Origin of the sequence: Hymenobacter lapidiphilus, assembly GCF_003417065.2 — a bacterium.
GTDB lineage: Bacteria > Bacteroidota > Bacteroidia > Cytophagales > Hymenobacteraceae > Hymenobacter.
Map to the genome: position 1 here is coordinate 133446 of NZ_QVLT01000005.1, position 20354 is coordinate 153799.

At 59.7% G+C, this 20354-nt stretch carries 20 protein-coding genes; 10 read left to right on the top strand and 10 right to left on the bottom strand.

Features of this window, described 5'->3' with window-relative positions; translation table 11 throughout:
* Nucleotide 1: 1 nt before the first annotated feature.
* Nucleotides 2–484: a 2-C-methyl-D-erythritol 2,4-cyclodiphosphate synthase gene (ispF, locus tag D0N36_RS04675; RefSeq protein WP_116940212.1), complete on the bottom strand. Its 483-nt coding sequence runs from the start codon at nt 482–484 to the stop codon at nt 2–4.
* Between the two features lie 218 nt (nt 485–702).
* Here ispF and D0N36_RS04680 point away from each other — a divergent pair, with 218 nt between their 5' ends.
* The 7 genes from D0N36_RS04680 (at nt 703) to D0N36_RS04705 (ending at nt 8634) form a co-directional block, all read left to right on the top strand.
* Nucleotides 703–1317 (top strand): TetR/AcrR family transcriptional regulator, encoded by a 615-nt coding sequence (locus D0N36_RS04680; RefSeq protein WP_116940214.1) that lies wholly within the window; start codon nt 703–705, stop codon nt 1315–1317.
* A gap of 105 nt (nt 1318–1422) precedes the next feature.
* Nucleotides 1423–3111, top strand: coding sequence for a TolC family protein (locus tag D0N36_RS04685; RefSeq protein ID WP_116940216.1), 1689 nt, complete (start codon nt 1423–1425; stop codon nt 3109–3111).
* 65 nt (nt 3112–3176) lie between these two features.
* Complete coding sequence (locus D0N36_RS04690) at nt 3177–4337, top strand: efflux RND transporter periplasmic adaptor subunit (protein ID WP_116940218.1); 1161 nt, start codon at nt 3177–3179, stop codon at nt 4335–4337.
* Between the two features lie 45 nt (nt 4338–4382).
* Nucleotides 4383–4769 carry a four helix bundle protein gene (locus D0N36_RS04695; RefSeq protein ID WP_116940220.1) on the top strand — a complete coding sequence of 129 codons (387 nt, stop codon included), beginning with the start codon at nt 4383–4385 and terminating at the stop codon, nt 4767–4769.
* Between the two features lie 25 nt (nt 4770–4794).
* On the top strand, nt 4795–7734 hold the full coding sequence (locus D0N36_RS04700; RefSeq protein WP_262895294.1) for an efflux RND transporter permease subunit: 2940 nt from the start codon (nt 4795–4797) through the stop codon (nt 7732–7734).
* On the top strand, nt 7731–8207 hold the full coding sequence (locus tag D0N36_RS19885) for an efflux RND transporter permease subunit (RefSeq protein ID WP_262895295.1): 477 nt from the start codon (nt 7731–7733) through the stop codon (nt 8205–8207). Before D0N36_RS04700 ends, D0N36_RS19885 begins: the two co-directional genes overlap by 4 nt.
* 154 nt (nt 8208–8361) lie before the next feature.
* Nucleotides 8362–8634, top strand: a complete 273-nt coding sequence (locus tag D0N36_RS04705; protein WP_116940223.1) for an acyl carrier protein — start codon at nt 8362–8364, stop codon at nt 8632–8634.
* 116 nt (nt 8635–8750) lie between these two features.
* On the opposite strand, the gene D0N36_RS20230 is transcribed toward D0N36_RS04705, so the two are convergent.
* A complete protein-coding gene (locus D0N36_RS20230; RefSeq protein WP_410504152.1) occupies nt 8751–9323 on the bottom strand; it encodes a YkvA family protein in 573 nt (190 codons plus the stop codon).
* A gap of 292 nt (nt 9324–9615) precedes the next feature.
* Complete coding sequence (locus D0N36_RS04715) at nt 9616–10221, bottom strand: C40 family peptidase (protein WP_116940225.1); 606 nt, start codon at nt 10219–10221, stop codon at nt 9616–9618.
* Between the two features lie 321 nt (nt 10222–10542).
* Here D0N36_RS04715 and D0N36_RS04720 point away from each other — a divergent pair, with 321 nt between their 5' ends.
* A complete protein-coding gene (locus D0N36_RS04720) occupies nt 10543–10902 on the top strand; it encodes a hypothetical protein (protein ID WP_116940227.1) in 360 nt (119 codons plus the stop codon).
* A gap of 19 nt (nt 10903–10921) precedes the next feature.
* On the opposite strand, the gene D0N36_RS04725 is transcribed toward D0N36_RS04720, so the two are convergent.
* A complete protein-coding gene (locus D0N36_RS04725) occupies nt 10922–11680 on the bottom strand; it encodes an SDR family NAD(P)-dependent oxidoreductase (RefSeq protein WP_116940229.1) in 759 nt (252 codons plus the stop codon).
* A 187-nt stretch (nt 11681–11867) separates the two neighbouring features.
* Here D0N36_RS04725 and D0N36_RS04730 point away from each other — a divergent pair, with 187 nt between their 5' ends.
* A complete protein-coding gene (locus D0N36_RS04730; protein ID WP_116940231.1) occupies nt 11868–12365 on the top strand; it encodes a hypothetical protein in 498 nt (165 codons plus the stop codon).
* Between the two features lie 172 nt (nt 12366–12537).
* Here the strand turns inward: D0N36_RS04730 and D0N36_RS04735 are convergent, their stop codons facing one another.
* The 6 genes from D0N36_RS04735 to D0N36_RS04760 form a co-directional block, all read right to left on the bottom strand.
* The gene (locus tag D0N36_RS04735) at nt 12538–13905 is read right to left on the bottom strand and encodes a DUF389 domain-containing protein (protein ID WP_116940233.1); all 1368 of its coding nucleotides are present in this window, start codon (nt 13903–13905) and stop codon (nt 12538–12540) included.
* A gap of 56 nt (nt 13906–13961) precedes the next feature.
* Nucleotides 13962–14837: a hypothetical protein gene (locus tag D0N36_RS04740; protein WP_116940236.1), complete on the bottom strand. Its 876-nt coding sequence runs from the start codon at nt 14835–14837 to the stop codon at nt 13962–13964.
* A gap of 81 nt (nt 14838–14918) precedes the next feature.
* Entirely contained in the window at nt 14919–15230 is a 312-nt protein-coding gene (locus D0N36_RS04745; RefSeq protein WP_116940238.1) for a DUF3817 domain-containing protein, read from the bottom strand.
* Nucleotides 15231–15409: 179 nt separating this feature from the next.
* Nucleotides 15410–17689, bottom strand: a complete 2280-nt coding sequence (locus D0N36_RS04750; protein WP_116940240.1) for a GEVED domain-containing protein — start codon at nt 17687–17689, stop codon at nt 15410–15412.
* 395 nt (nt 17690–18084) lie between these two features.
* Nucleotides 18085–18552: a cold-shock protein gene (locus D0N36_RS04755; RefSeq protein WP_116940241.1), complete on the bottom strand. Its 468-nt coding sequence runs from the start codon at nt 18550–18552 to the stop codon at nt 18085–18087.
* Between the two features lie 389 nt (nt 18553–18941).
* A complete protein-coding gene (locus D0N36_RS04760; protein WP_242478797.1) occupies nt 18942–19535 on the bottom strand; it encodes a pseudouridine synthase in 594 nt (197 codons plus the stop codon).
* A gap of 147 nt (nt 19536–19682) precedes the next feature.
* Between D0N36_RS04760 and D0N36_RS04765 the strand changes: the two genes are divergently transcribed.
* Nucleotides 19683–20312 carry a T-complex 10 C-terminal domain-containing protein gene (locus D0N36_RS04765; RefSeq protein ID WP_116940245.1) on the top strand — a complete coding sequence of 210 codons (630 nt, stop codon included), beginning with the start codon at nt 19683–19685 and terminating at the stop codon, nt 20310–20312.
* Nucleotides 20313–20354 lie beyond the last annotated feature (42 nt).

The window sequence follows — 20354 nt, forward strand, 5'->3', positions numbered from 1 at the left end:
CTTAGCCGTTTTTCACAATCAGCACCGAGGCGTAGGCGGCCACGCCTTCGCGGCGGCCCACGAAGCCGAGCTTTTCAGTGGTGGTGGCTTTGATGCTGACGTCGTCGGCGTCAATGCCCATTACCTCGGCCAGCACGCGCTGCATTTCGGGAATGTGGGGGTTGATTTTGGGCGCTTCGAGGCAAACGGTGGAGTCGATGTTGCTGATGGTATAGCCTTTCTCGTGCAACAGACGCGCAACTTCGGCCAACAGACGCTTCGAGTCGACGCCTTTGTACTGCGGGTCGGTGTCGGGGAAGTGGAAGCCGATGTCGCGCAGGTTGGCCGCGCCCAGCAGCGCGTCGCAGATAACGTGGATGAGCACGTCGGCGTCGGAGTGGCCGAGGCCGCCGTGGGTGTGGGGCACCAGAATGCCGCCGAGCCAGAAAGGCAGCCCTTCCTGAAGCTGATGAACGTCGTAGCCGAAGCCAGTGCGGATTTTCATGGGGGAGAAGAGTTGAAGAACGGGCAAGTTACGGCTTCGGCCCAAAGCGGCCAGCGGCAAAAACGGCCATGGTCGCTCAGGCATCTTCCGAAGCCTGGGGCGCCCGCTATTAGGTAGCTGCTGAAGCAGCGGGCGGACAGGCGGAAGGAAGGATTCGAAAATATATATGGAAACTCGCAACTCACTAAAAGTTTCCTGCGTATCTTTGCACTCTCATTATGGAAATCAAAGACCGAATTCTGCAATCTGCCCTGCTGCTTTTTACCCGTAACGGGATAAAAAGCGTGTCGATGGATGACATTGCTTCCGACCTGGGCATCTCCAAAAAAACGCTCTACAAGTGGTTCGATAACAAGGACGACTTGGTTTCGGGTGTGATTGGGGGCCACCTCTGCCGGGTGCAGGGGGAGTGTGCCGGCATTACCGGCGTCGCCGAAAACGCCGTGGACGAGATGGTGCGCATGATGGAGTGGGCCAAGCGGCGGTTTTCCGAGGTGAACCCCAACACCGTGCACGACCTGCGCAAGTACCATCCCGGGGCCTGGCAGCTATTCCACGACCACAAGAACCAGTACATCCTCACCCAGATTCAGGCTAACCTGCAACGGGGCAAGGCTGAGGGCCTCTACCGGCCCGACCTTGATGTGGAAGTGCTTTCGCGCCTGCGCCTGGCCCAGATTGACGTGCTGTTTGACCCCGATATATTTCCGCACGACTGCTTCGACCAGCCCCGGGTGCAGATGGCCTGCAACGAGCACTTCCTGCTGGGCATGGTTACGCTCAAAGGCCACAAGCTCGTCAATGCGTACCGCCACGTAACGGAAGAAGAATAGCGTTTCGGAGCGTAGGTTTTTCGGCAAGCATCTGAACATGAGCGCATTTAAGCACTGCGCACCGCCAACTAAGCATTAATAAAGCAACTCCTGCTTTCCTTTTATATGAAGAAGAACCTTCGCCTTTTGCTGCTGGCCACCGGACCGGGTCTGCTGGCCCCGGCCGGGGCCGCTCTGGCCCAAACGGCCCAGCCCGCGCTGGGCACTACGCTCGATGCCACTTCGGGTACGCTGCCGCTGAGCCTGAAGCAGGCCATCGATTATGCTGTGAAGAATAAGCCTACGCTGCTTTCTACTCGCCTTGGCGAGCAGAGCGCCAAGGCCAAGGTGGGCGAAATCCGGTCGGCGGGCCTGCCCCAGGTGAACGTGACGGCCAACGTGGCCGACAACTTCAAGCTGCAGAAGAGCCTGGTGAACTTCGGGGCCCTGGGCGGCGGCGCATCAGCCACTACGCTCACGCAGCAGGATATTGCCGCGGCCCAGAACGGGCAGACGGTGAATCTGGGCACGGTAACGCTGCCCTCCGAACCCATGCCGCCCCAGGCCTTTGCTTTCGGGTTGCAGTGGGCCGGCAACACCAGCGCCTCGGTGTCGCAGCTGCTGTTTGACGGCGCCTATCTCATCGGCCTGAAAGCGGCCAAAGTGTACGAGGAGCTGGCTCAGAAGCAAACCCAGCAGGCCGAAATTGACGTGGTGGAGCAGGTGAGCAAGGCCTATTACAGCACCCTGGTGGCCCGCGAGCGGCTCCAGCTGCTTTCGCGCAACGTGCAGCGCCTCGACACGCTGCTCTACCAGACCAACGAAACCTTCAAGGCGGGCTTCGCCGAGAAGCTCGATGTGCAGCGCCTGCAGGTGCAGCGCAACAACCTGGTGGTAGAGCAGCAGAAAGCCAGCCGCCTCACCGATTTGAGCGTAGCGCTGCTCAAGTTTCAGATGGGCCTGCCCCAGAGCCAGACCGTGGCGCTGAGCGACTCGCTGAGTACGGCCCTGGTAGATGCCGGCTCGCTGCGCCGCACCCTGGGCGCGGCCGACTTCAAAACCGGCGGCGGCGTGAGTGGCCTCGGCGAATTGCCTACCACTCCGGCCCTGGCTACCCCCGACAACGCCGACCAGCGCGCCCAGGACCAGCAGACAGCCCTGAGCGGTGCCCGCACCGGGCAGCTGGCTGGCGCCATCAACTACAACAACCGCATCGAGTTCAGCACCCTCGAAACCCAGCAGGCCCTCGCCGGCCTCGACCTGGCCAACCGCCGGGCCGGCGCCTACCCGCGTCTGCTGGCCACGGCCGCCTACGGCTTCTCGGGCTCGGGCCAGACGGCCGGCGACCTGTTCGCCTTCCGTGGGCCCGACTCGCGAACTGGCAACGGCTTCTCGAACCAGAACTGGTTTGGCTTCGGCAATGTGGGCCTGAGCCTGCAGATTCCGGTATTCGACGGTTTCCGTCGCAAGTACCTCGTGCAGCAGTCCCGCATTCAGCAGCAGACCATTGAGCGGGGCTTCGAAACGCTGCGCCAGAGCATCGACCTGCAGGACGCGCAAAGCCGTACCACGCTCATCAACGCCCTCGATGTGCTCGAAAACCAGAAGGCCAACCTGAGCCTGGCCGAGGAAGTGTCGCGCGTGTCGCGCATTAAGTTTCAGGAGGGCGTAGGCGCCAACCTGGAGGTGATTTCGGCCGAAACCGGCCTCCGGGAAGCCCAGACCAACTACTACGCTGCCCTCTACGACGTGCTGGTTGCCAAGGTAGACCGCGATAAGGCTACCGGCGAGCTGTTCCGCAAAGCCAATAACTAATTCAAGCCTTTAGCTGAGAGCTATTAGCTGTTAGCTTTTTCATTCAGACTCCATTCCTCTGTTATATGCGTCCTCTCTCTTTCCTGAAAGCTAACAGCTATAAGCTAGCAGCCAATAGCTTTTTCGTGGCCATCAGCTTACTAGCCGTTTCCTGCGGCGACAAAGATCCGGCGGCGGAACTCGCCAAGCTCAAGCAGGAGCAGGCTACCAACCAGGCCAAAATATCGGAACTGGAAGCCAAAACCGGCCCTTCGGATGCTGAAATAGCGTTACAGGCCACGCCGGTGTCGGTTATTAAGGTAGCCAGCGAGGACTTTAAGAGCTACCTCGAAGTGCAGGGCCGGGTTGATTTTGACCAGAATGCCACCGTATCGGCCCGCGCGGCCGGCACGCTTACCACGCTCAGCGTGAAGCGCGGCGACCAGGTGCGCAAGGGCCAGACGCTGGCCACCGTGGATGGCTCGGTGCTCGATGCCAGCGTGGCCGAATTGAAGGTGCGCATGGATTTGGCCAAGGTGATCTATGAGAAGCAGAAGCGCCTTTGGGACCAGCAAATCGGGACCGAAATCCAGTTCCTGCAGGCCCGCAACAACTACCGGGCGCTCCAGAGCAACCTGTCCACCCTCAACCGGCAGCGCGACCTATACCGGGTGGTAGCACCTTTCGGTGGCACTGTTGATGACGTGCTACCCAAGCTGGGCGAAACCGTAGCCCCCGGCGCCCCCGTCGTGAAGCTGCTCAGCAACAGCGGCAGCGGCAAAATCGTGGTCGATGTATCGGAAGCCTACGCCAACAGCATTAAAGTGGGCGACAAGGCCCTGGTCACCATCCCCGATTTGGGTGAAAGCGACCTGGCCGCCACCGTGCGCGTGGTTACGAGCACCATCAACCCCACCAGCCGGACCTTCACAATTGAGCTGCGCCTGGCCGACCCTGGCAAAGCGGGCCGCCTGCGTCCCAACATGGTCACCAATGTGCGCATTCTCAACTACAACCGCCAGAACGCCACCGTACTCCCTGTTGACTTGGTGCAGCGCGACGAGCAGAACAGCTACGTGCTGGTCGTGGACGATAAAGGTGGCAAGAAAGTGGCCGCCAAGCGCGTCATCCAGGTGGGCAACACCTACAACGGCAAAGTCGAAGTAACCCAGGGCCTCCAAACCGGCGACCAGGTTATCTCGGCCGGCTACCAGAATCTGAATGAAGGACAAACAGTTTCACTGTAGAAGCTAGGAGTCAGAAGCTAGGAGTTAGAATTTATGCGTTGACTCATGGAAACGAAACGGGAGCCCGCGAAGAACTTTCAGCAGCTGGTGGTGTGGCAGAAAGCCCACCAGTTGGTCCTGACGGTGTACCGGGTAACCGAATCATTCCTCAAACATGAGTTGTTCGCTCTTACCTCCCAGCTTCGGCGGGCGGCGGTGTCGGTTCCGGCCAACATTGCCGAAGGTTTTCGCAAGCGCGGGCCCCGCGACAAACTCCGGTTCTTCAACACGGCCGAAGGCTCGCTCGAAGAAACCCACTACTATTTTCTGCTGAGCCGCGACTTAGGCTACGCCGACACCGAATCACTCATTGAACAAGCGAACGAAGTAGGCCGGCTGCTCGAAGCGTACGGAAAATCCATCTGCGCCTCCCTCCAGTCTTCTAACTCCTAGCTTCTAACTCCTAGCTTCTTCACCCATGCAGGACACCGGAAAAGAATTCGGACCCACCAGTTGGTCCATTGATAATAAGACGACGATTTACATCGTCACGCTTATTCTCACCATTATGGGCATTTTCGCCTACATCAATCTGGGCAAGGAGAAATTCCCGGATATCGTGATTCCGCGCATTATCGTGGCCACGATTTATCCCGGCACCTCGCCCACCGACATCGAGAACCTGGTAACGCGCCAGCTTGAAAAGGAAATCAAGAGCGTGAACGGGGTGAAGAAGATTTCTTCGACCTCCAACCAGGACTACGCCATCGTGGACGTGGAATTTGATTCGGGCGTGGACGTGCAGTACGCCAAGCAGCTCATCAAGGACGCCGTGGACAAGGCCAGCTCCGAGCTGCCCAACGACCTGCCCACGCCGCCCACCGTGCAGGAAGTAAACCTGTCGGAGCAACCCATCATGAACATCAACCTGGCCGGCAACATGCCTATCAGCCAGCTGAAAAAGTACGCCGACGACTTCCAGGACAAGATTGAGGCCCTGCCCGAAATCACCCGGGTGGACATCATCGGAGCCCTCGACCAGCAGGTGAACGTGGACGTGGACCTGAACCGGCTGCGGGCCTCGCGCCTGAGCTTCTCGGATATCAGCGCCGCCATTGCCCGCGAAAACGTGACCATTTCGGGCGGTACCGTGGACGTGGGCAACCAGAAGCGGGCCGTGCGCGTGGCCGGCCAGTACGTGCGCGCCGAAAACATTGCCAACATCCAGCTCAAGAACCTGAACGGCTCGGCCGTGCGCCTCGGCGACATTGCCACCGTCAACGACGGCTTTAAGGACCGCGAGTCGTTTGCCCGCCTCGATGGCAAGCCGGCCGTTACGCTGAACGTGGTGAAGCGCCAGGGCGAAAACCTGATTGACGCCTCCGACAAAATCAAGCAGATTATTGCCGACGCCGAGAAAACGCTGCCCCAGGAGCTGACCATCACCGTTACCGGCGACACCTCCAATGATACCCGCGTTACGCTGCACGACCTGATTAACACGATCATCATCGGCTTTATTCTGGTAACGCTGATTCTGATGTTCTTTATGGGTACCACCAACGCCCTGTTCGTGGGCCTGTCGGTGCCGCTGAGCATGTTCCTGGCCTTCGTGCTGCTGCCGACGCTCGATTTCTCGCTCAATATGATTGTGCTCTTCGCCTTCCTGCTGGCGCTGGGCATTGTGGTGGATGACGCCATTGTGGTGATTGAGAACACCCACCGGCTGCTGCACGAGCACCCCGAGCTGACGACGGCCCAAGCCGCCAAGTACGCGGCCGGCGAGGTATTCATTCCGGTACTGGCCGGTACGCTCACCACTGTGGCCCCATTCGTGCCGCTCATGTTTTGGCCCGGCATTGTGGGCTCGTTCATGTTCTACCTGCCCGTCACGCTGATTCTGACGCTCATGTCGTCGCTCATCGTGGCCTTCATTATGAACCCGGTATTTGCCGTGAGTTTCATGGAGCGCGAAGACCACCATTCGGGCGAGAAGCCGAAGTGGGACCGGCCGCTGTCCATTGCCATCGGCATCATGGTGCTGATTGCCATCGGCGGCTTCCTGTTCGGCTCGACCTTCCTGGGCAGCCTGATGCTCACGCTGGCCGTGCTCGTAATTCTGAACCGCTTCGTGTTCGTGCACCTGATTGCCGGTTTCCAGACCAAGGTGCTGCCCCGCTTCCAGGATGGTTACGCCCGGCTCGTGGGCTGGGCCATCTCGTGGCCGAAGCTGATTATGCTCAGCATGGTGGTGCTGTTCGTGGTGTCGATTTTCGCCATAATGGCTCGTAGCCCCAAGGTGGACTTCTTCCCCAAGGGCGACCCCAAATTCGTGTACACCTACCTGAAAATGCCGGTCGGCACCCGCGTATCCGTAACCGACTCGGTGGCCCGCATCCTCGAAAAGCGCATCTACGGTGTAATCGGGAAGGATAACCCCGACGTAGAATCGGTGATTACCAACGTGGCCATCGGGGCCTCCGACCCCGGCGAGGCTTCGGCCGCCGGCACTTCGCAGTCGAACCTGGCCAAAGTGGCCGTTGCTTTCAAGGAGATGAGCGAGCGGACCGGCCCTTCGACGGCCCTGTACATGGATAAAATCCGGGAGGTGGTGAAAGGTATTCCGGGCACCGAAATTTCGGTGGACCAGGAAAGCAGCGGCCCGCCTACCGGTAAGCCCATTGCCATCGAGGTATCGGGTGATGACTACCCGACGCTCATCGCGCTCAGCAAAAACGTGAGCCGCTATATCGACTCGGCCAACATCGGTGGCATCGAGCAGCTGCGCTCGAACCTGGAAGACCGCAACCCCGAAATTGCCGTCGATATCAACCGAACTCGTGCCAACCGTGAGGGCATCAGCACGGCCCAGATTGGGATGGAAGTGCGCACGGCCATTTACGGCACCGAGGCCAGCAAATTCAAGACGACCGACGACGAATACCCGATTCAGGTGCGCTACGCCGAGCCCTACCGCTCCGACATCGACGCCATCCTGAACTCGCCCCTGACCTTCCGCGACGCCACGGGCCTGGTGCGCCAGGTGCCCATCGCCTCGGTGGCCGACGTACGCTACGGCACGACCTACGGCGGCATCAAGCGCAAAGACGTGAAGCGCGTGATTACGATTTCCTCGAACGTGCTCGGCGGCTTCACCGGCCCCGATGTGGTGCGCCAGATCGAAACGTCGCTCCGCTCGTTCCCCGTACCGCCCGGCTACACCGTGAAAATGGGTGGGGCCCAGGAAGACCAGAAGGAAACCTCCGACTTCCTCGGCATTGCTGCCGTGGGCGCCATCGGCCTCATTTTCCTCATTCTGGTGATGCAGTTTAACTCCGTCAGCAAGCCGATTATCATCTCGCCGAAATCATCTTCTCGGTTATCGGGGTACTGCTGGGCCTGGCCGTTACGGGCATGAACATCAGCATCGTGATGACGGGCGTGGGCATTATCGCGCTGGCCGGTATCGTGGTGAAAAACGGTATTCTGCTGGTCGAATTTACCGACATGCTGCGCAGCCAGGGCATGCCCCTGCGCGAAGCCATTATCCTGGCCGGCCGCACCCGTCTCAACCCGGTTATCCTCACGGCCACGGCCGCCACACTGGGCTTGATTCCGCTAGCCATCGGCCTGAACATCGACTTCTACGAGCTCTTTAACTCGGGCCAGCCTAACTTCTTCATTGGCGGCGAGTCAGTCACCTTCTGGGGCCCGCTGGCCTGGACCATCATCTTCGGTCTGGTGTTCGCCACGCTCATCACGCTGGTTGTAGTGCCGGTGATGTACCTGATTACCGAAAGCCTGAAAGTCCGCCTCAAGGGCGAGCCCGAGGTGCCGGCCGACCAGGAGGAGATAGAAGCCGCCACGCCGCCCATCCTGGCCAACGTCTAACTCAATGCAGGTTCCAGGAAGATGTACTTCTTCCCGGAACTTTTTTGCGCATCCTTGCAACCATTTTTGCCGGGTCAGTACTCCTTCGCCCGAATGGGCGCTAAAGCCTTTTCGCCGGCTTCGCACCGTTTTTTTCCTTCTGTTGGCTCGTTTCATGTACGCCTCCACTACTACCGCTCCCAAAACTATTCAGCAGCAGGTGCTGCGCATCATCAGCAAGCGTAAGGCCATTAAGGCCCGCCGCCTACGCATCGGTAGCGACCTGAGCCGCGAGCTGGGTTTCGATACCGTTGATGTCGTCGATATCATTCTGGAACTGGAGCGCAACTTCCATATCGTCATCCCCGACGAAGTGCCGCTGACCACCGTTGGCGACTTCGTGAACTACGTTGTCAGCCACACGCCCGTAGAGGCGCAGGCAGCGTAGTTTGCTAGCTGTTAGGAAATTCCTGCCATGCCGCCCAAAATAAAGGCCCCGCACTCAATTGAGTGCGGGGCCTTCTTCGTTTTTCAGCTAACAGCTAACAGCTAACAGCTAAAAAACTAGCGTACGTTACCGCCCATGTCGCCGCCGGCAGGACGGTCGTGGGTCGTGAAATTGGGCTCGCGGCTGCTGTCGGTAGTATTGGCGGCCACATCGGGCTGGGTAGCGGAAGAGGTGCCGGTGCCTTGAGTAGCGGTGGGCTTGTTAACCTCCGAGCCCATGTTGCCCATCTGCCCCAAAGCCGAAACCGGGCTTTCGGTTTTCGAAGCCGAGTCGGTCCAGGGCTGGTCGTCGGTGTCTTTTACCAAGATAGGGCGGGTGTTCTCCCACTCGGCAAACCTTGTCAGCTCGTCCTGGATAGTGGTGCTGAACCAGGCAACCAGGGCTACATCATCGAGCAGGCCCAGTACCGGAATAAAGTCCGGAATCAGGTCTATAGGGCTCAGGAAGTAGATGGTAACGGCTACTGCGGCCACTACGGTCGTGGTCGGCAGGCCGGTGTACTCGCCCGACGCCGACAGTTTGATAAGCCGGAACATTGTCTGGAGCGTTTCCCAGGCTTCATGAGCAATGGAGCCCATGTCCTTCTTGTTGCTGGCTTTCTCGTACGCATCAGTCAGCAACTGCTTCATGCGCGTAGGCTTTTTAACATATTCCTCGGCCTTGCCGAGAAATTTTTTGAACAGAGGCGAAGAAGCTACGTCCTGTCCTTGAGGGTCTTGCTTATCCATGGAAGGGTAATAATAGAAAGAGAGGGTACCGGCCCAAGTGCTGGTGTTGTCCTATACTCTATCAGGCCAAAATGGTTTTAGCCACTTCCCACGCATTCCGCCCCGGCAAATTCCGGTACCAGTTGTCTGTAACGGCCGCGCCCCGTCGGGGAGGACGGCGCGGCGGTAAGCAGGATATCGAATCGGGTGACGCTTAGCGGTCGACGCGGCCGGCGGCGTAGAAGTTGCGGCTGTAATAGGCCTGCCGCAGCGAGCTAACCATTACGCCACCATTGGTAGCGGCGTGGGCAAACTTGTTGTCTTTGAGGTAAATGCCCACGTGATAGATGGGCTGGCCCGGACCCCGGCGAAAAAATACCAGGTCGCCGGTCTGCATCTCATCCTTGTCAACGCGCTTAACCGTGCCGAACATGGAGCGCGAGCTGCGCTGCAGCGTGAGGCCGTATACCTCCTTAAATACGCGGGTAACAAAGCCGGAGCAGTCGGTGCCGCTTTTGCTGTTGCTGCCATAGCGGTAGGGCGTACCCAGCCAGGATGCTACGGTCGCCAGCAGCGACTTATTCTCGTTGTAATCAGTCTCGATGCCCAGCCGCTCGGCTACTTTGTCGTAGGCCGCCGAGTCGGCGTTCGACAGGGTGCGGGCGTTGTCGCCCTCATCGGCGGGCAGCAGCCCGCCCAGCAGAGAGGCTTGTTGGGAAGAAGCAACCACTAGGTTGCCAGACGCGGCGGGGGCTTGCTCGAATAAAAAGGAGAGGACCATGGCGGCCGCGGCGAGGCAATAGAGGATGCTGTTTTTCATTGTCCGTCGGTAAGGTGCTGGCAGCGTTGGCGGGAAGGGCCGTACTGCTCCAAAAGATGTTCGTTACTCGATAGGCAACCGGAGACCCGGATGGCAAAAGCAAAAAATAAGACAGTAGCCTACTGCTCTTCCGGACTGGCCGGACAGAGGCGTGGAGTAAAGCTAGGTCCAAACAGACCGAACGACCAAGAAAAAAAACAGCTAAAAACAAATTTTCCTGGTATAGGTCAATTTATTTTGCAAATAGTCTTGCAACAGGCCCAACTAGGCCGGATGATTTTGCGTACATCTCGCCCTTTCCCTTTCTCTTAATACTGCCTTATGCAGGTAGCGCGCATTGTAGAAAACTCGCCCTTCGCCCGGCTGGCCCGCCTGAAACTGGCGGTGCCTAATGTGGCGATGGTACTGGGTCGTAGCATTCACCTGAGCGGCGTCACGCGCGAGGAATTTCTACGCGACCCGTTCTGGGTGGCGCACGAGATGGAACACATCCGGCAGTTTGAGCAACATGGCCGGCTGGGGTTTCTGGTGCGCTACCTGTGGGGCTGGGCCCGCTATGGCTACTACCACATCCCGTTCGAGATAGAAGCCCGCACCGCCGCCGAGCACAACGCCCAGCACTACGCCCAGGGCCGCCCGCTGCCCACTGCCGCCGAGCGCCACCCCTCCCCCCAAAAGTGAAGCGGCAAACAGAGGTGTCTTAAAGCGCCGCCAAACGGCCGCCGTCGACAGCCAGCGTGGTGCCGTTGATGAAACTGGCTTCGGAAGAGGCCAGGAAGCAAATGGCGGCGGCTATTTCTTCGGGTGTGCCTATCTGGCCGGTAATTTTTTCCTTGCCGCTTTTCACATTGGGGTTGCTCCAGAGCATGGGCGTATCCACGGCGCCGGGCGCCACCGAGTTGACCCGAGCGTGGGTATGCGGGATTTCCTGGCTCAGGCCCCGCACGAAGGCATCCATGGCACCCTTACTGGCGGCATAAGGCACCACGTTGGGCGTAGTCTGGAAAGAATGTACCGAACTGATGGCCACGATGGCCCCGCCCTGCATATGGGGCAGGCAAAGCTGGGTGAGCCGGAATAACGAGCGCAGATTGACGTTCATCAGCTGGTCCCAGTCTTTGGTGTTGAGCTTGATAATGGGGTCGAAGGTCATCATGGCGGCGTTGTTGATGAGCACATCGATGCGGCCCCACTCTTTAATGGTTCGTTCCACGGCCCGCTTCAGGTCGGCGTCTTTGCCCACGTCGCAGCGAACGAACAGTGCCTTCCCACCAGCTTGCTCAACCAGCGTCACCGATTCCTGACCCTCCTCTTTATTACGGCCGATAATGACCACGCGGCCTCCTTCGCGACCCAGGCGCACGGCTGTGGCCCGCCCAATGCCCGAAGTGGCGCCGGTAACGAAGCATACTTTATCCTGAAAACGGCGGGCCGCGGCGGTAATAGGGGTGAAAGGCATAAGCAGTGGAGGCAATGGAAAGAATAATGTCCCAACGGATAGCCCGGTCGGATGTTTGGTGCCATGTTGCCGGTGCCGGCGAAAAGACCTTTACCAAATGGCAACTTCGGGAGGCCGTTTCACGAATACTATACAATAGGCCCGGGTTCGCCCGCTGGCAATCCAACCATTTTAACTTTCTTTTGCTATGAGCACTTCAAAAATCAACCAGCCCGGCGACGCAGCCGGCAAGCATGTTTCGTTCACGCCTGCCCACCCTGAAGCCGGCAGCCCTTCTTCGGCCGGCAGCCAGGCAACTGATGCCAGCGCACGAAGCCAGCAGGATTCGGCCAGCCGCCAGCCGGCCGGCACCTCCAACCAGAATACCAGTGGTCAGGCAGATGGGATGGAAGCCAAGGCCAAAGACTGGCTCAACCAACAGCAGTGGCTACAGAATGTTGATGTGAGTCAGCTTTCCAAGCAGGTGAAAGACCTGGGCTCGAAGGCCGTAGAGCAGGTAAATCGACTCAGCCCAACTCAGAAAGTAGTGGGTGGTGCCCTGCTGGTTAGCGGCTTGAGCTGGCTGGCGTTGCGCTCCACGGGCAACAAACGCAGCAGTGCTTCTGCCTCTGATGACGCTCATAACGACGATACCTGGAAGCCTATCAGCGAATCGGTGTACCGGGGGCATAAAACAGATGCCTGATTAGCCAGTAGCGGTGAAGTCTCTTTCCGCGCTTCATGGCAGGAGCGAAATAATGCGTTTTCTTCGCTGTCCTAGCCTCTTTTATAGCGCCAGGCCCCTGTCGTTGTCTGCTCCGGCAACGACAGGGGCCTGGCGTTTTTTGTGCAGCTGCCCGTTACACGCAACGCCGCCGCTACCGGGTGCCTTCGGGCTGTTCCAGCAGCCGTACGCGGCGCAGGCCGCCACCGCGCAACTCCAGCCACTGACGCAGCCGCTGGGCTTCGGGTAGCGGCAGCGGCTGTCGGCTGCGCAGGGCCACTACTACCACCGTATCGGCCCCGAGCGAGTCGGTGGCGGGTTTAATAAGGGTACTGATGCCCAGCTGCCGCACCAGCGGATGTTCAATCCGTACCTCGCGCAACAGCACCGAATCGGCTGGCAGACCCGTCGGGACGATGGTAGCGGCCACCATGCGCCGCAGCCGCCGGGTAATCTGGTCGTCGTAACTGGCCAGCGTCTGCTCGCCCAGGCTGCGCACGTCTTCCAGCAGGCTCAGGCGCAGCGAATGAGAATCGGCCGAGTCGAGGCGGCCCAGGCCCTGGCGCACAATCAGGCGGGCGTCGGGCAAGCTGTAGGCGGGCAGGCGGGCGTAAAGGGCGCGAAGCTGCTCCGGCGAGAGTGTCTGGCCGGCCAGCAGTATATTAATGGTGCTGGTTTCGGGGCTGAGCCGGCGGGTAACAATGTAGGAGTTGGTCAGGTTGAACTGCTCCTCCACAAAGCGTTGAGCATTGTGGGTGAATACAGTACGGCGCACAATACGGGCAGCCAGATATACGCTGGGCGCGGCCGTAAGCAGCGCTATGCCCCAAACCATTAGCTGCACGCGGCGGGCACGGGCGCTGTCGGTGAACGTGGCCCGCGGAATGGGTAATATTTTCACTACCAGCAGCGTAGCCAGAACAATGAACACGCAGTTGATGAAGAATAAGTAGAGCGCCCCAAACATGTAGCTCCACTCGCCCATGGCCAGGCCGTAGCCGGCCGTGCACAGCGGCGGCATCAGGGCGGTGGCAATGGCCACGCCGGGCAGCACGTTGCTTTTCTCGCGCCGGGTGAGGGCTACGGCTCCGGCAGCACCCCCAAAAAGGGCAATCAGTACGTCCCAGGTGGTGGGCACGGTGCGGCCCAGTAGTTCGGTGCCGGCGTCGGTGAGGGGCGTGAGCCGGAAGTAAGTCGCCGATACCATCAGGCTGATAACCGTGGCCAGCAGCAGGTTGGAAAGCCCGCGCTGAATAATCTCGACCCGCACGGTAGCCGCACCAAACCCAATGCCCACAATAGGACCCATCAGTGGCGAAATCAGCATGGCCCCAATTACTACGGCCGTCGAGTTGACGTTGAGCCCCACGGAGGCTACCAGAATGGCGAACATGAGTACCCACAGGTTGGTACCCCGGAACACCAGGCCCTCCTCCACCTCCTGCACAATGTCGGCAGGCGTACCCATGTCCTGGGTTAGGTCGAAGCGCCGACGCAGCCAGCGGAGCAGCACAAAAATCATGGTCCAGGGCTAAGTAATGACAGGAGTTGCAGCACCAGAGAGTGTCGCTATAGACGTTAAAGCGCCATTTTGAAAGTCAGTGTTTTGTCGGCGTACGCCTGTAGCTCGGTTAGCTCGCGGGCAATACGCTGTTGCCAGGCCGCTACCAGCGCGGGGTTTTTGTAGGTTTCACTGTCGTAGGCATCCTGCAGCAGCTGGCTATCGGAGTGGAGCTGCCGAAACAGGGTTTCGTGTTTCTGCTGCAGCTCGCGCGTGTTGGCTGCCTGTTCGCCCAGCTGCCGCACAAAGCGGCGGGCATAAAGCTCCGTAATATCAAAGTGCACCTGCTCGTGGGCCAGTACCAGCGAATCGGTGGCGGAGGGCTTGAAGTAAGAGTCGGAGCAGCTGAAGTAGGTTTCGACAATGAGCCGGACCTTGCCCAGCCCCAGCCCGGCATAGCGGTACCGGATGTTGCTGCTGGTAGCTGCCTGAAACGGCCGGTTGGCAACGGGTCCCTTGAAATCGGCCATCCGCAGCCGGCGGCCGGGCTGCCAGAGTATCTCCCGCTCGTAGGGTGTCAGGTCGGGCAGGCGCAGGGCCCGGGCCCGAATCTGGTGGCAGGTGCTCATCATGGAAGGCTGGCGGTGCTCGTAAATGCGCAGCGCGTTGGCCCCCAGCGCCCGGGCCTTGTCAGAAGCTAGGCCCACTACGGTTTCGTAGTCGCAGCTCAGCGTGAAACCCGAGTCGCGGATAACGATGTCGCCCAGCTCTTCGGCCGGTCCGGCGAAAGGCTCGTTTTCGGCAATTACCAGGAACTCGGCCGTCGGGGCGGTAGGAGTGACAAGCACTGCCGGGCCCGCTAGGCTCAGCGGGCTGGTCCGGACGGTGGTACGCGGGGCGCAGGTGCCAGCCGCTAAGCTCAGGCCGAGTCCGAAAAGAAGCAGTGGCTTCATCGAAGGGAAACGTAAAAAAGAAAAGAGCCACCAAGCACTGGCAGGCCTGCGAAAGTACATCAACCAGCTTCGACCCGTAGCCTAGCCGGCCGCTTCCTCTTCGCGGAACAGCTTGGCATCGGCCCAGAAAGTGCCCAGGGGTATGATGGAAGCGAGCAGCGCCAGCGCCGTTTTGCGCCACGACCAGCTATACTGCACCGCTGCCCCAATCACGAGCACGCAATACAGCACAAACAGCGCCCCGTGGGCCATGCCTACTACCCGGACGGCCGCCGGCTGGCCAAAAAAGTACTTCAGCGGCATAGCAATGCCCAGCAGCAACAAAAACGAAAGACCTTCCAGAAGGCCAACCAGCCGCAAACGGCCCAGCGAGGAAGCAAAAAACTGTTTCATACGCACAACCAGCGGGGGCCATCGAAGGTGGCCGCTCCGGCGCAAAGGTACGCCCGCCGCCTCATCCGGCGCTAACCCAATGGCTTTTACTGGCGCAGGCCTTTCTGCCCAAGCACCCGAACGGCGGCAGCTTCCGAAGAAACTGCCGCGTTCGGGCATCAGAGCTGGTAGGGGTGAGGCTACTGCTTCATAAACCGCTCGTGGAAAGTCTTCTGCCCGTCGCTGGCGGTGAGCAGGTACACGCCGCTGGCTAGGTTGGCCACGTTCAGCTGGCCGTTTTCGAAGCGGACGTTGGCCACCTTCGCACCGCGCAAATCGGTAATCGAAGCCGATACTGCCGGGGCTTTACCAGCCAGCACAATATTGAGCACGCTGGCCGTGGGGTTGGGGTATAGCGTCAGGGCCTTCTCGAAGCGGCTGTCGCCTACCGTCGCGCCTTGGGCCGCTACATAAACCTCGGTGCCGGCTGCTCCGCCGATAATGGTAACCGAGTAGTCTTCGGTTTCGCCATAGGTGAAGTTATTACAGCTGGTGGTGGCGGCGTTGTCGCTCATGGTTACCCGCATGCGGGTTTTACCGGTCAGGGCCGAAGAAGGGACAGTGAAGGTAGCCGACAGCGTGGCGCTGCTCGATGAAGCGCCCGATACGACCGTCTCACCGGCATCGGTAAAGTCGCCATCCTGGTTGTAGTCGATGTATACGCGCCAGTTCTCGTTGTAGGCCGTCGAACGGAAACCCGCCGAGATGTTGATGGTCTGCGCCGAACCGGCGGCAATATCAGTGTTCAGGGCCGTACCGTTGTAGTAGCCACCATCGGCGCCCGAGGTGCGGTTAATGCTGCCCAGACGAACCAGATCAATCCACTCGTAGCTCACGTTGTTGCCCTTGCTGGCGCAGTACGTAACGGCAACTGGTGGGGTTGGAGGAGTAGGCGGGGTTGGTGGCGGCGGCGGTGGGGGCGGGGTGCCGCCGGCCGGGGCCGTACCAGCCACCGTAAACGTGCCCACCGAGGCGTAGTCAGAGTAACCATCAATTGCGGGGTTGGCCGCGCCGGTGCCATCTACCTGCAGGAAATAGGTGCCGGCGCCCAGCGTAGTGCTCACCGTTGCATTGAGGCTGCCGCTGGTATCGTAGGTGCCTACCAGACCGCCGGTGCTGTTCAGCAGCCGCACCACCACATCGAGGTTGCCATAACGGGCCACCGTATTTACGCTGAAGCTTACCGCGCCGCCGCTGGTCGTAAAGCTGAAGTTGTCCTGGTCGTCGGCGCGCTCAATCAGGCCGTTGCCGGTCAGGTTGTCGCCGCTGCGGGCCAGGGGCGTGGCCGTGCCGGTCGTGTTGCCGTGGTCATCGGCGCGGTAGCCCACGTTGTAGGTCGGGCCGCTGATGATGGCCATATCATCCTCCTTATTATTGGAGTTGTTGTATTCGCCTTTGCTCCACTGGCTGATGGGCTTGTAGTAGCCCACACCCATAATTGGGGCCCACGAGCCCTGGCCCTGGTAGTAGCCTTCACTGGGGCTGGTGCGGCCGTCGTGGCTCAGGCCCAGCGTGTGGCCCACTTCGTGCGAGGCCGCCTCGCCCCCCGCTTTGGGGTCGCTCATGAACACCCAGCAGGGCGTGTCGTTGTTGTAGCGGAACGACGTGAGGTAGGCCACTCCGCCAGCCCCGGGGGCTGCCGTGTTGGTGGGCGTCACAATCACGCGCATGCGCATGGTTTTGGGGTAGGCATTGAACACGGCCTCGTCGGTGGTCACGTTCATGTCGAAGGGCCGGAAATCCTCGCTCACCAGCTCCCAGAAGGCCTGCACCTTGGCCGCGTCGTTCTCGATGCCCGAAGGCGCAGCGTCGATGGGGTTACCGTTGTTCCAGGGCGTGCCCGATACATACTGGCCATCAAGGTCGATGTAGATGCAGCCCTTGGCGCCGGGCAGGCTCTGCAGCGAGGCAACCGCGGCAGCCATGCCGGCCGAGCGGTTGGCCGGGGCCGGCTCGGGGGCCTGGTAGCCCACAGGCTTATCGTAGTTGATGCAGATAACCTGGTTGATGTCGACTTCCTGCACCTGGGCGTTGCCCTGCGCGTCGGTCGAGTAGCGGTAGGCCCGCTTGGTATCCCGGAGCACAATGTGTCCTTCTACCTGCGTACCCTCTACCCGCACAAAAAACGACGAGTTCGGTACGCCCACCAGCTCGCCTACCAGATACTCGCCGGTCGAGGCTAGGTCTTCGCGGTAGTTCACCTGGCCGGTGAAATTCTGGTTGGCGGCCACCCGCAGCGAAACGGTGGGTTTGGGCTGGCGGCGGGCCACATCGGCGGCCACTTCGGTTTCGAGTTGCCGAACCAGGTTTTGTGGGCTCCCCAGCGAGTAGGTAGGGCCGGCAGCCCTGTTTTGAGCGAGGGCCGGAGCAGCGGCGGCCAGCAGGGCCACACCGAGCCCATAGGCATAAAGCTTGTTCATAGAAAAGGAAGATTGGTTGTGAAAAAGAGAGGGCGGACTAGCGCGGCAGCCGAATGAGCTGTTGCGCTATATGGCAAATGTATTATTAATCGGCAAACGGCCGATATATGTAATTTCTATATATGGCTTTGATCTATAGCATATTGCCCTATTGCCAAAGGAGTAAATCTGCCGTCAGCTATTCAAAAAAGCTAATTTTGCCTCCTCCACTACTCCCGATTCTGCCCGCTGTATGAAGTTGTCTTTATCCCAGAATGCCATAATTATATTCAGTTAACCGGACTGCAGGTAGCCCCGGCCGTGAGTTGCGCAGTGGGCCGGCTCCAAACGGCAGCGGCGACTACCCCCTTCGGAGTAGTCGCCGCTACTGGCACTGCCGAAAAACGGAGGGGGGCTTAGCCCGCCACCGCCATTTTCACATTGAAGGCACTCGGACCTTTCTGGCCCATCTCTACCTCAAAGGTCACTTTGTCGTTTTCCTTGATGGTGAGGCTGCCCAGATTGTTGGCGTGCACGAATACGCTCTGCTGCGTAGCTAGGTCCTTGATGAAGCCGTAGCCTTTCGAATCGTTGAAGAACGTAACCGAGCCGGAACGTACCGGATCTTCCTCTTCTATGTCCTCCTGGCGGATAGCGCCAATGCGGATGCTTTCGAGCGGAATCTCCTTCTTTTTCTTGGTCGGATCCGGGGGAGTGTCCACGATGTTGCCGTTCTCGTCAACGTAGGCGAGCATCTCCTCCAGGCCCTGGCCTTTGCTTGAGTTTGCTAGCCGCTCCTCCTTCTTCTCCGCCTTCTCCTGGCGCTTCTTCAGTCGTTTCTTCTCGTTCTCTCTTTTGCCGAAGGTGGCCTGTGATCTACCCATATAATGTGTTTGATTGATGTCGGAGTCGCCTCTGCCGGACAGGAGCGGGGTGGTACAAAAAGCTGCTTACCGGACTGAACAGCCCATAATCTAGCAAAGTTCCTATATTGGACTATGGCGAGATAGAGGCGCGAACAGCGGTGCCGGGAGGCAAATGAGCCGTGTTGCAGGAAGGCTGAGGGGCGCGGGCTAAGCCAGCACGGCCGGGGCTAAGCAATAACAGCAGGGGTAAAGTTACGCCATATTTCCCGCAAAAAGAACACCCTGCGGCTATATTCCGGGCAAACCGGGCCGTAGCGCTGCCCCGGCGCTCCGGCCGCTGCCGAAGAAACACACTGGTGCCGGCAGGGCGCAAAAGCGCGTGCAGTATTCCGGACGTTGGCTGCCAGTCAGGCGAGGACCAGCGCGACTACATCGGGCACTTCGCGCACCTCGCCGGGGGCCAGGCCGGCCAGGGCCACGCCGCCAATGCCCACGCGCACCAACCGAAGTGTGGGGAAGCCTACGGCGGCCGTCATTTTGCGTACCTGGCGGTTTTTGCCTTCTGTAACCGTAATGCTGACCCAACTGGTGGGGCCGTGCCGGTCGTCGCGGATTTTGCGGGGCCGGGGCGGCAGATCGGGGGCTTCGGGCAGGCGACGGGCCGCGCCGGGCAGCGTCTGGTAGGGTTGGTGCTCGACGCTGATTTCGACGCCGGTGCGCAGGCGGGCCAGGGCTTCTTCGGTGATGAGCCCGTCGAGTTGGGCGTAATATTCCTTTTCCACATCCTTGCGGCGGATCCGCTCACTCACCATTCCGTTGGTGGTGAGCAGCAGTAGGCCCTCGCTATGCTCATCGAGGCGGCCGACGGCCATCGTACCGGCCGGGAAATCGTGCAGTTCGCCCAGAAAACGCTTTTTACGCGCTTCGCGGGCATCTTCACTCCGGAACTGGCTCAGGTAGCCAAAGGGCTTGTACAGCAGAAAATGACGGTGTTCGGACACGGCCGTAAAGGTAGGTAGCCTGTTCCGGTTGCCCGCAGCCGCTACAACCCCGGCGCACATGCTACCGTATCAGGCCCAAGTAAAGTTTAAGTATAGCTACTAGCCTATATCCGGCTACGTAGCTTTTCTAACCTGAATTTTTTTCTGATGAATAAGTCTCTGCTTCTGATTTCCGCCGCTGCCACCCTGGCTATGGCTTCCTGCAACCAGGACAAGCAGGCCGCTGTGGATGCGGCCACCACGCCCTCGGCCGACACGGCCGTGGTGATGAACGAAAACATGGACTACCGGGCCGATGCTGACCGCACGGTAACCCAGATTGCGAATGACCTCGAAATCGACGATACGACCACCGTGTCGACCATTGGCCGGGGCTACTACGACCGGGGCCGCCGCTTTGCTGAGGTGAACAACCAGTACCGTACCGACACAACCGGTTTCTACGCTGCCCAGCGGGCCGTGAACGATGAAACCGATAACACGGTGAAAGGTGTAGTAAACGAAGACCAGTACGGTGTGTATAGCAAGAACCGCGGCACCTACTACGCCGGTACGCCCTACACGCCGGCTCCGGCTCCCCGAGTAGCCGTGGCTGCCAAGCCTGCCGGCCCTACCGTTGTAAAGCGTGAGAAGCGCTTCGGCGGCGACATCAAAATCACGTACTCGAATGGGAAAGTGATTAAAATCGACAAGGATGGCGACACCAAAGTGGAGTATCCTGACGGCACCAAGGTTAAAACCGATGCCGACGACGGAAAAGTAAAGGTGAAAAACTAACCTCGCTTTTAATGCTGATACAAAAGCCCCGTCCGGTGAATC

Excerpts from the sequence above, each read along its gene's own strand:
- D0N36_RS20230 (WP_410504152.1), bottom strand. The coding sequence starts at position 9,323 with ATGAAGCAGTTGCTGACTGATGCGTACGAGAAAGCCAGCAACAAGAAG.
- D0N36_RS04725 (WP_116940229.1), bottom strand. The coding sequence starts at position 11,680 with ATGCCTTTCACCCCTATTACCGCCGCGGCCCGCCGTTTTCAGGATAAA.
- D0N36_RS04765 (WP_116940245.1), top strand. The coding sequence starts at position 19,683 with ATGAATAAGTCTCTGCTTCTGATTTCCGCCGCTGCCACCCTGGCTATG.
- D0N36_RS04735 (WP_116940233.1), bottom strand. The coding sequence starts at position 13,905 with ATGATTTTTGTGCTGCTCCGCTGGCTGCGTCGGCGCTTCGACCTAACC.
- D0N36_RS04715 (WP_116940225.1), bottom strand. The coding sequence starts at position 10,221 with ATGAAAAACAGCATCCTCTATTGCCTCGCCGCGGCCGCCATGGTCCTC.
- D0N36_RS04695 (WP_116940220.1), top strand. The coding sequence starts at position 4,383 with ATGGAAACGAAACGGGAGCCCGCGAAGAACTTTCAGCAGCTGGTGGTG.
- D0N36_RS04700 (WP_262895294.1), top strand. The coding sequence starts at position 4,795 with ATGCAGGACACCGGAAAAGAATTCGGACCCACCAGTTGGTCCATTGAT.
- D0N36_RS04740 (WP_116940236.1), bottom strand. The coding sequence starts at position 14,837 with ATGAAGCCACTGCTTCTTTTCGGACTCGGCCTGAGCTTAGCGGCTGGC.
- D0N36_RS04680 (WP_116940214.1), top strand. The coding sequence starts at position 703 with ATGGAAATCAAAGACCGAATTCTGCAATCTGCCCTGCTGCTTTTTACC.
- D0N36_RS19885 (WP_262895295.1), top strand. The coding sequence starts at position 7,731 with ATGAACATCAGCATCGTGATGACGGGCGTGGGCATTATCGCGCTGGCC.
- D0N36_RS04720 (WP_116940227.1), top strand. The coding sequence starts at position 10,543 with ATGCAGGTAGCGCGCATTGTAGAAAACTCGCCCTTCGCCCGGCTGGCC.
- D0N36_RS04750 (WP_116940240.1), bottom strand. The coding sequence starts at position 17,689 with ATGAACAAGCTTTATGCCTATGGGCTCGGTGTGGCCCTGCTGGCCGCC.
- D0N36_RS04745 (WP_116940238.1), bottom strand. The coding sequence starts at position 15,230 with ATGAAACAGTTTTTTGCTTCCTCGCTGGGCCGTTTGCGGCTGGTTGGC.
- ispF (WP_116940212.1), bottom strand. The coding sequence starts at position 484 with ATGAAAATCCGCACTGGCTTCGGCTACGACGTTCATCAGCTTCAGGAA.
- D0N36_RS04730 (WP_116940231.1), top strand. The coding sequence starts at position 11,868 with ATGAGCACTTCAAAAATCAACCAGCCCGGCGACGCAGCCGGCAAGCAT.
- D0N36_RS04705 (WP_116940223.1), top strand. The coding sequence starts at position 8,362 with ATGTACGCCTCCACTACTACCGCTCCCAAAACTATTCAGCAGCAGGTG.
- D0N36_RS04690 (WP_116940218.1), top strand. The coding sequence starts at position 3,177 with ATGCGTCCTCTCTCTTTCCTGAAAGCTAACAGCTATAAGCTAGCAGCC.
- D0N36_RS04685 (WP_116940216.1), top strand. The coding sequence starts at position 1,423 with ATGAAGAAGAACCTTCGCCTTTTGCTGCTGGCCACCGGACCGGGTCTG.
- D0N36_RS04755 (WP_116940241.1), bottom strand. The coding sequence starts at position 18,552 with ATGGGTAGATCACAGGCCACCTTCGGCAAAAGAGAGAACGAGAAGAAA.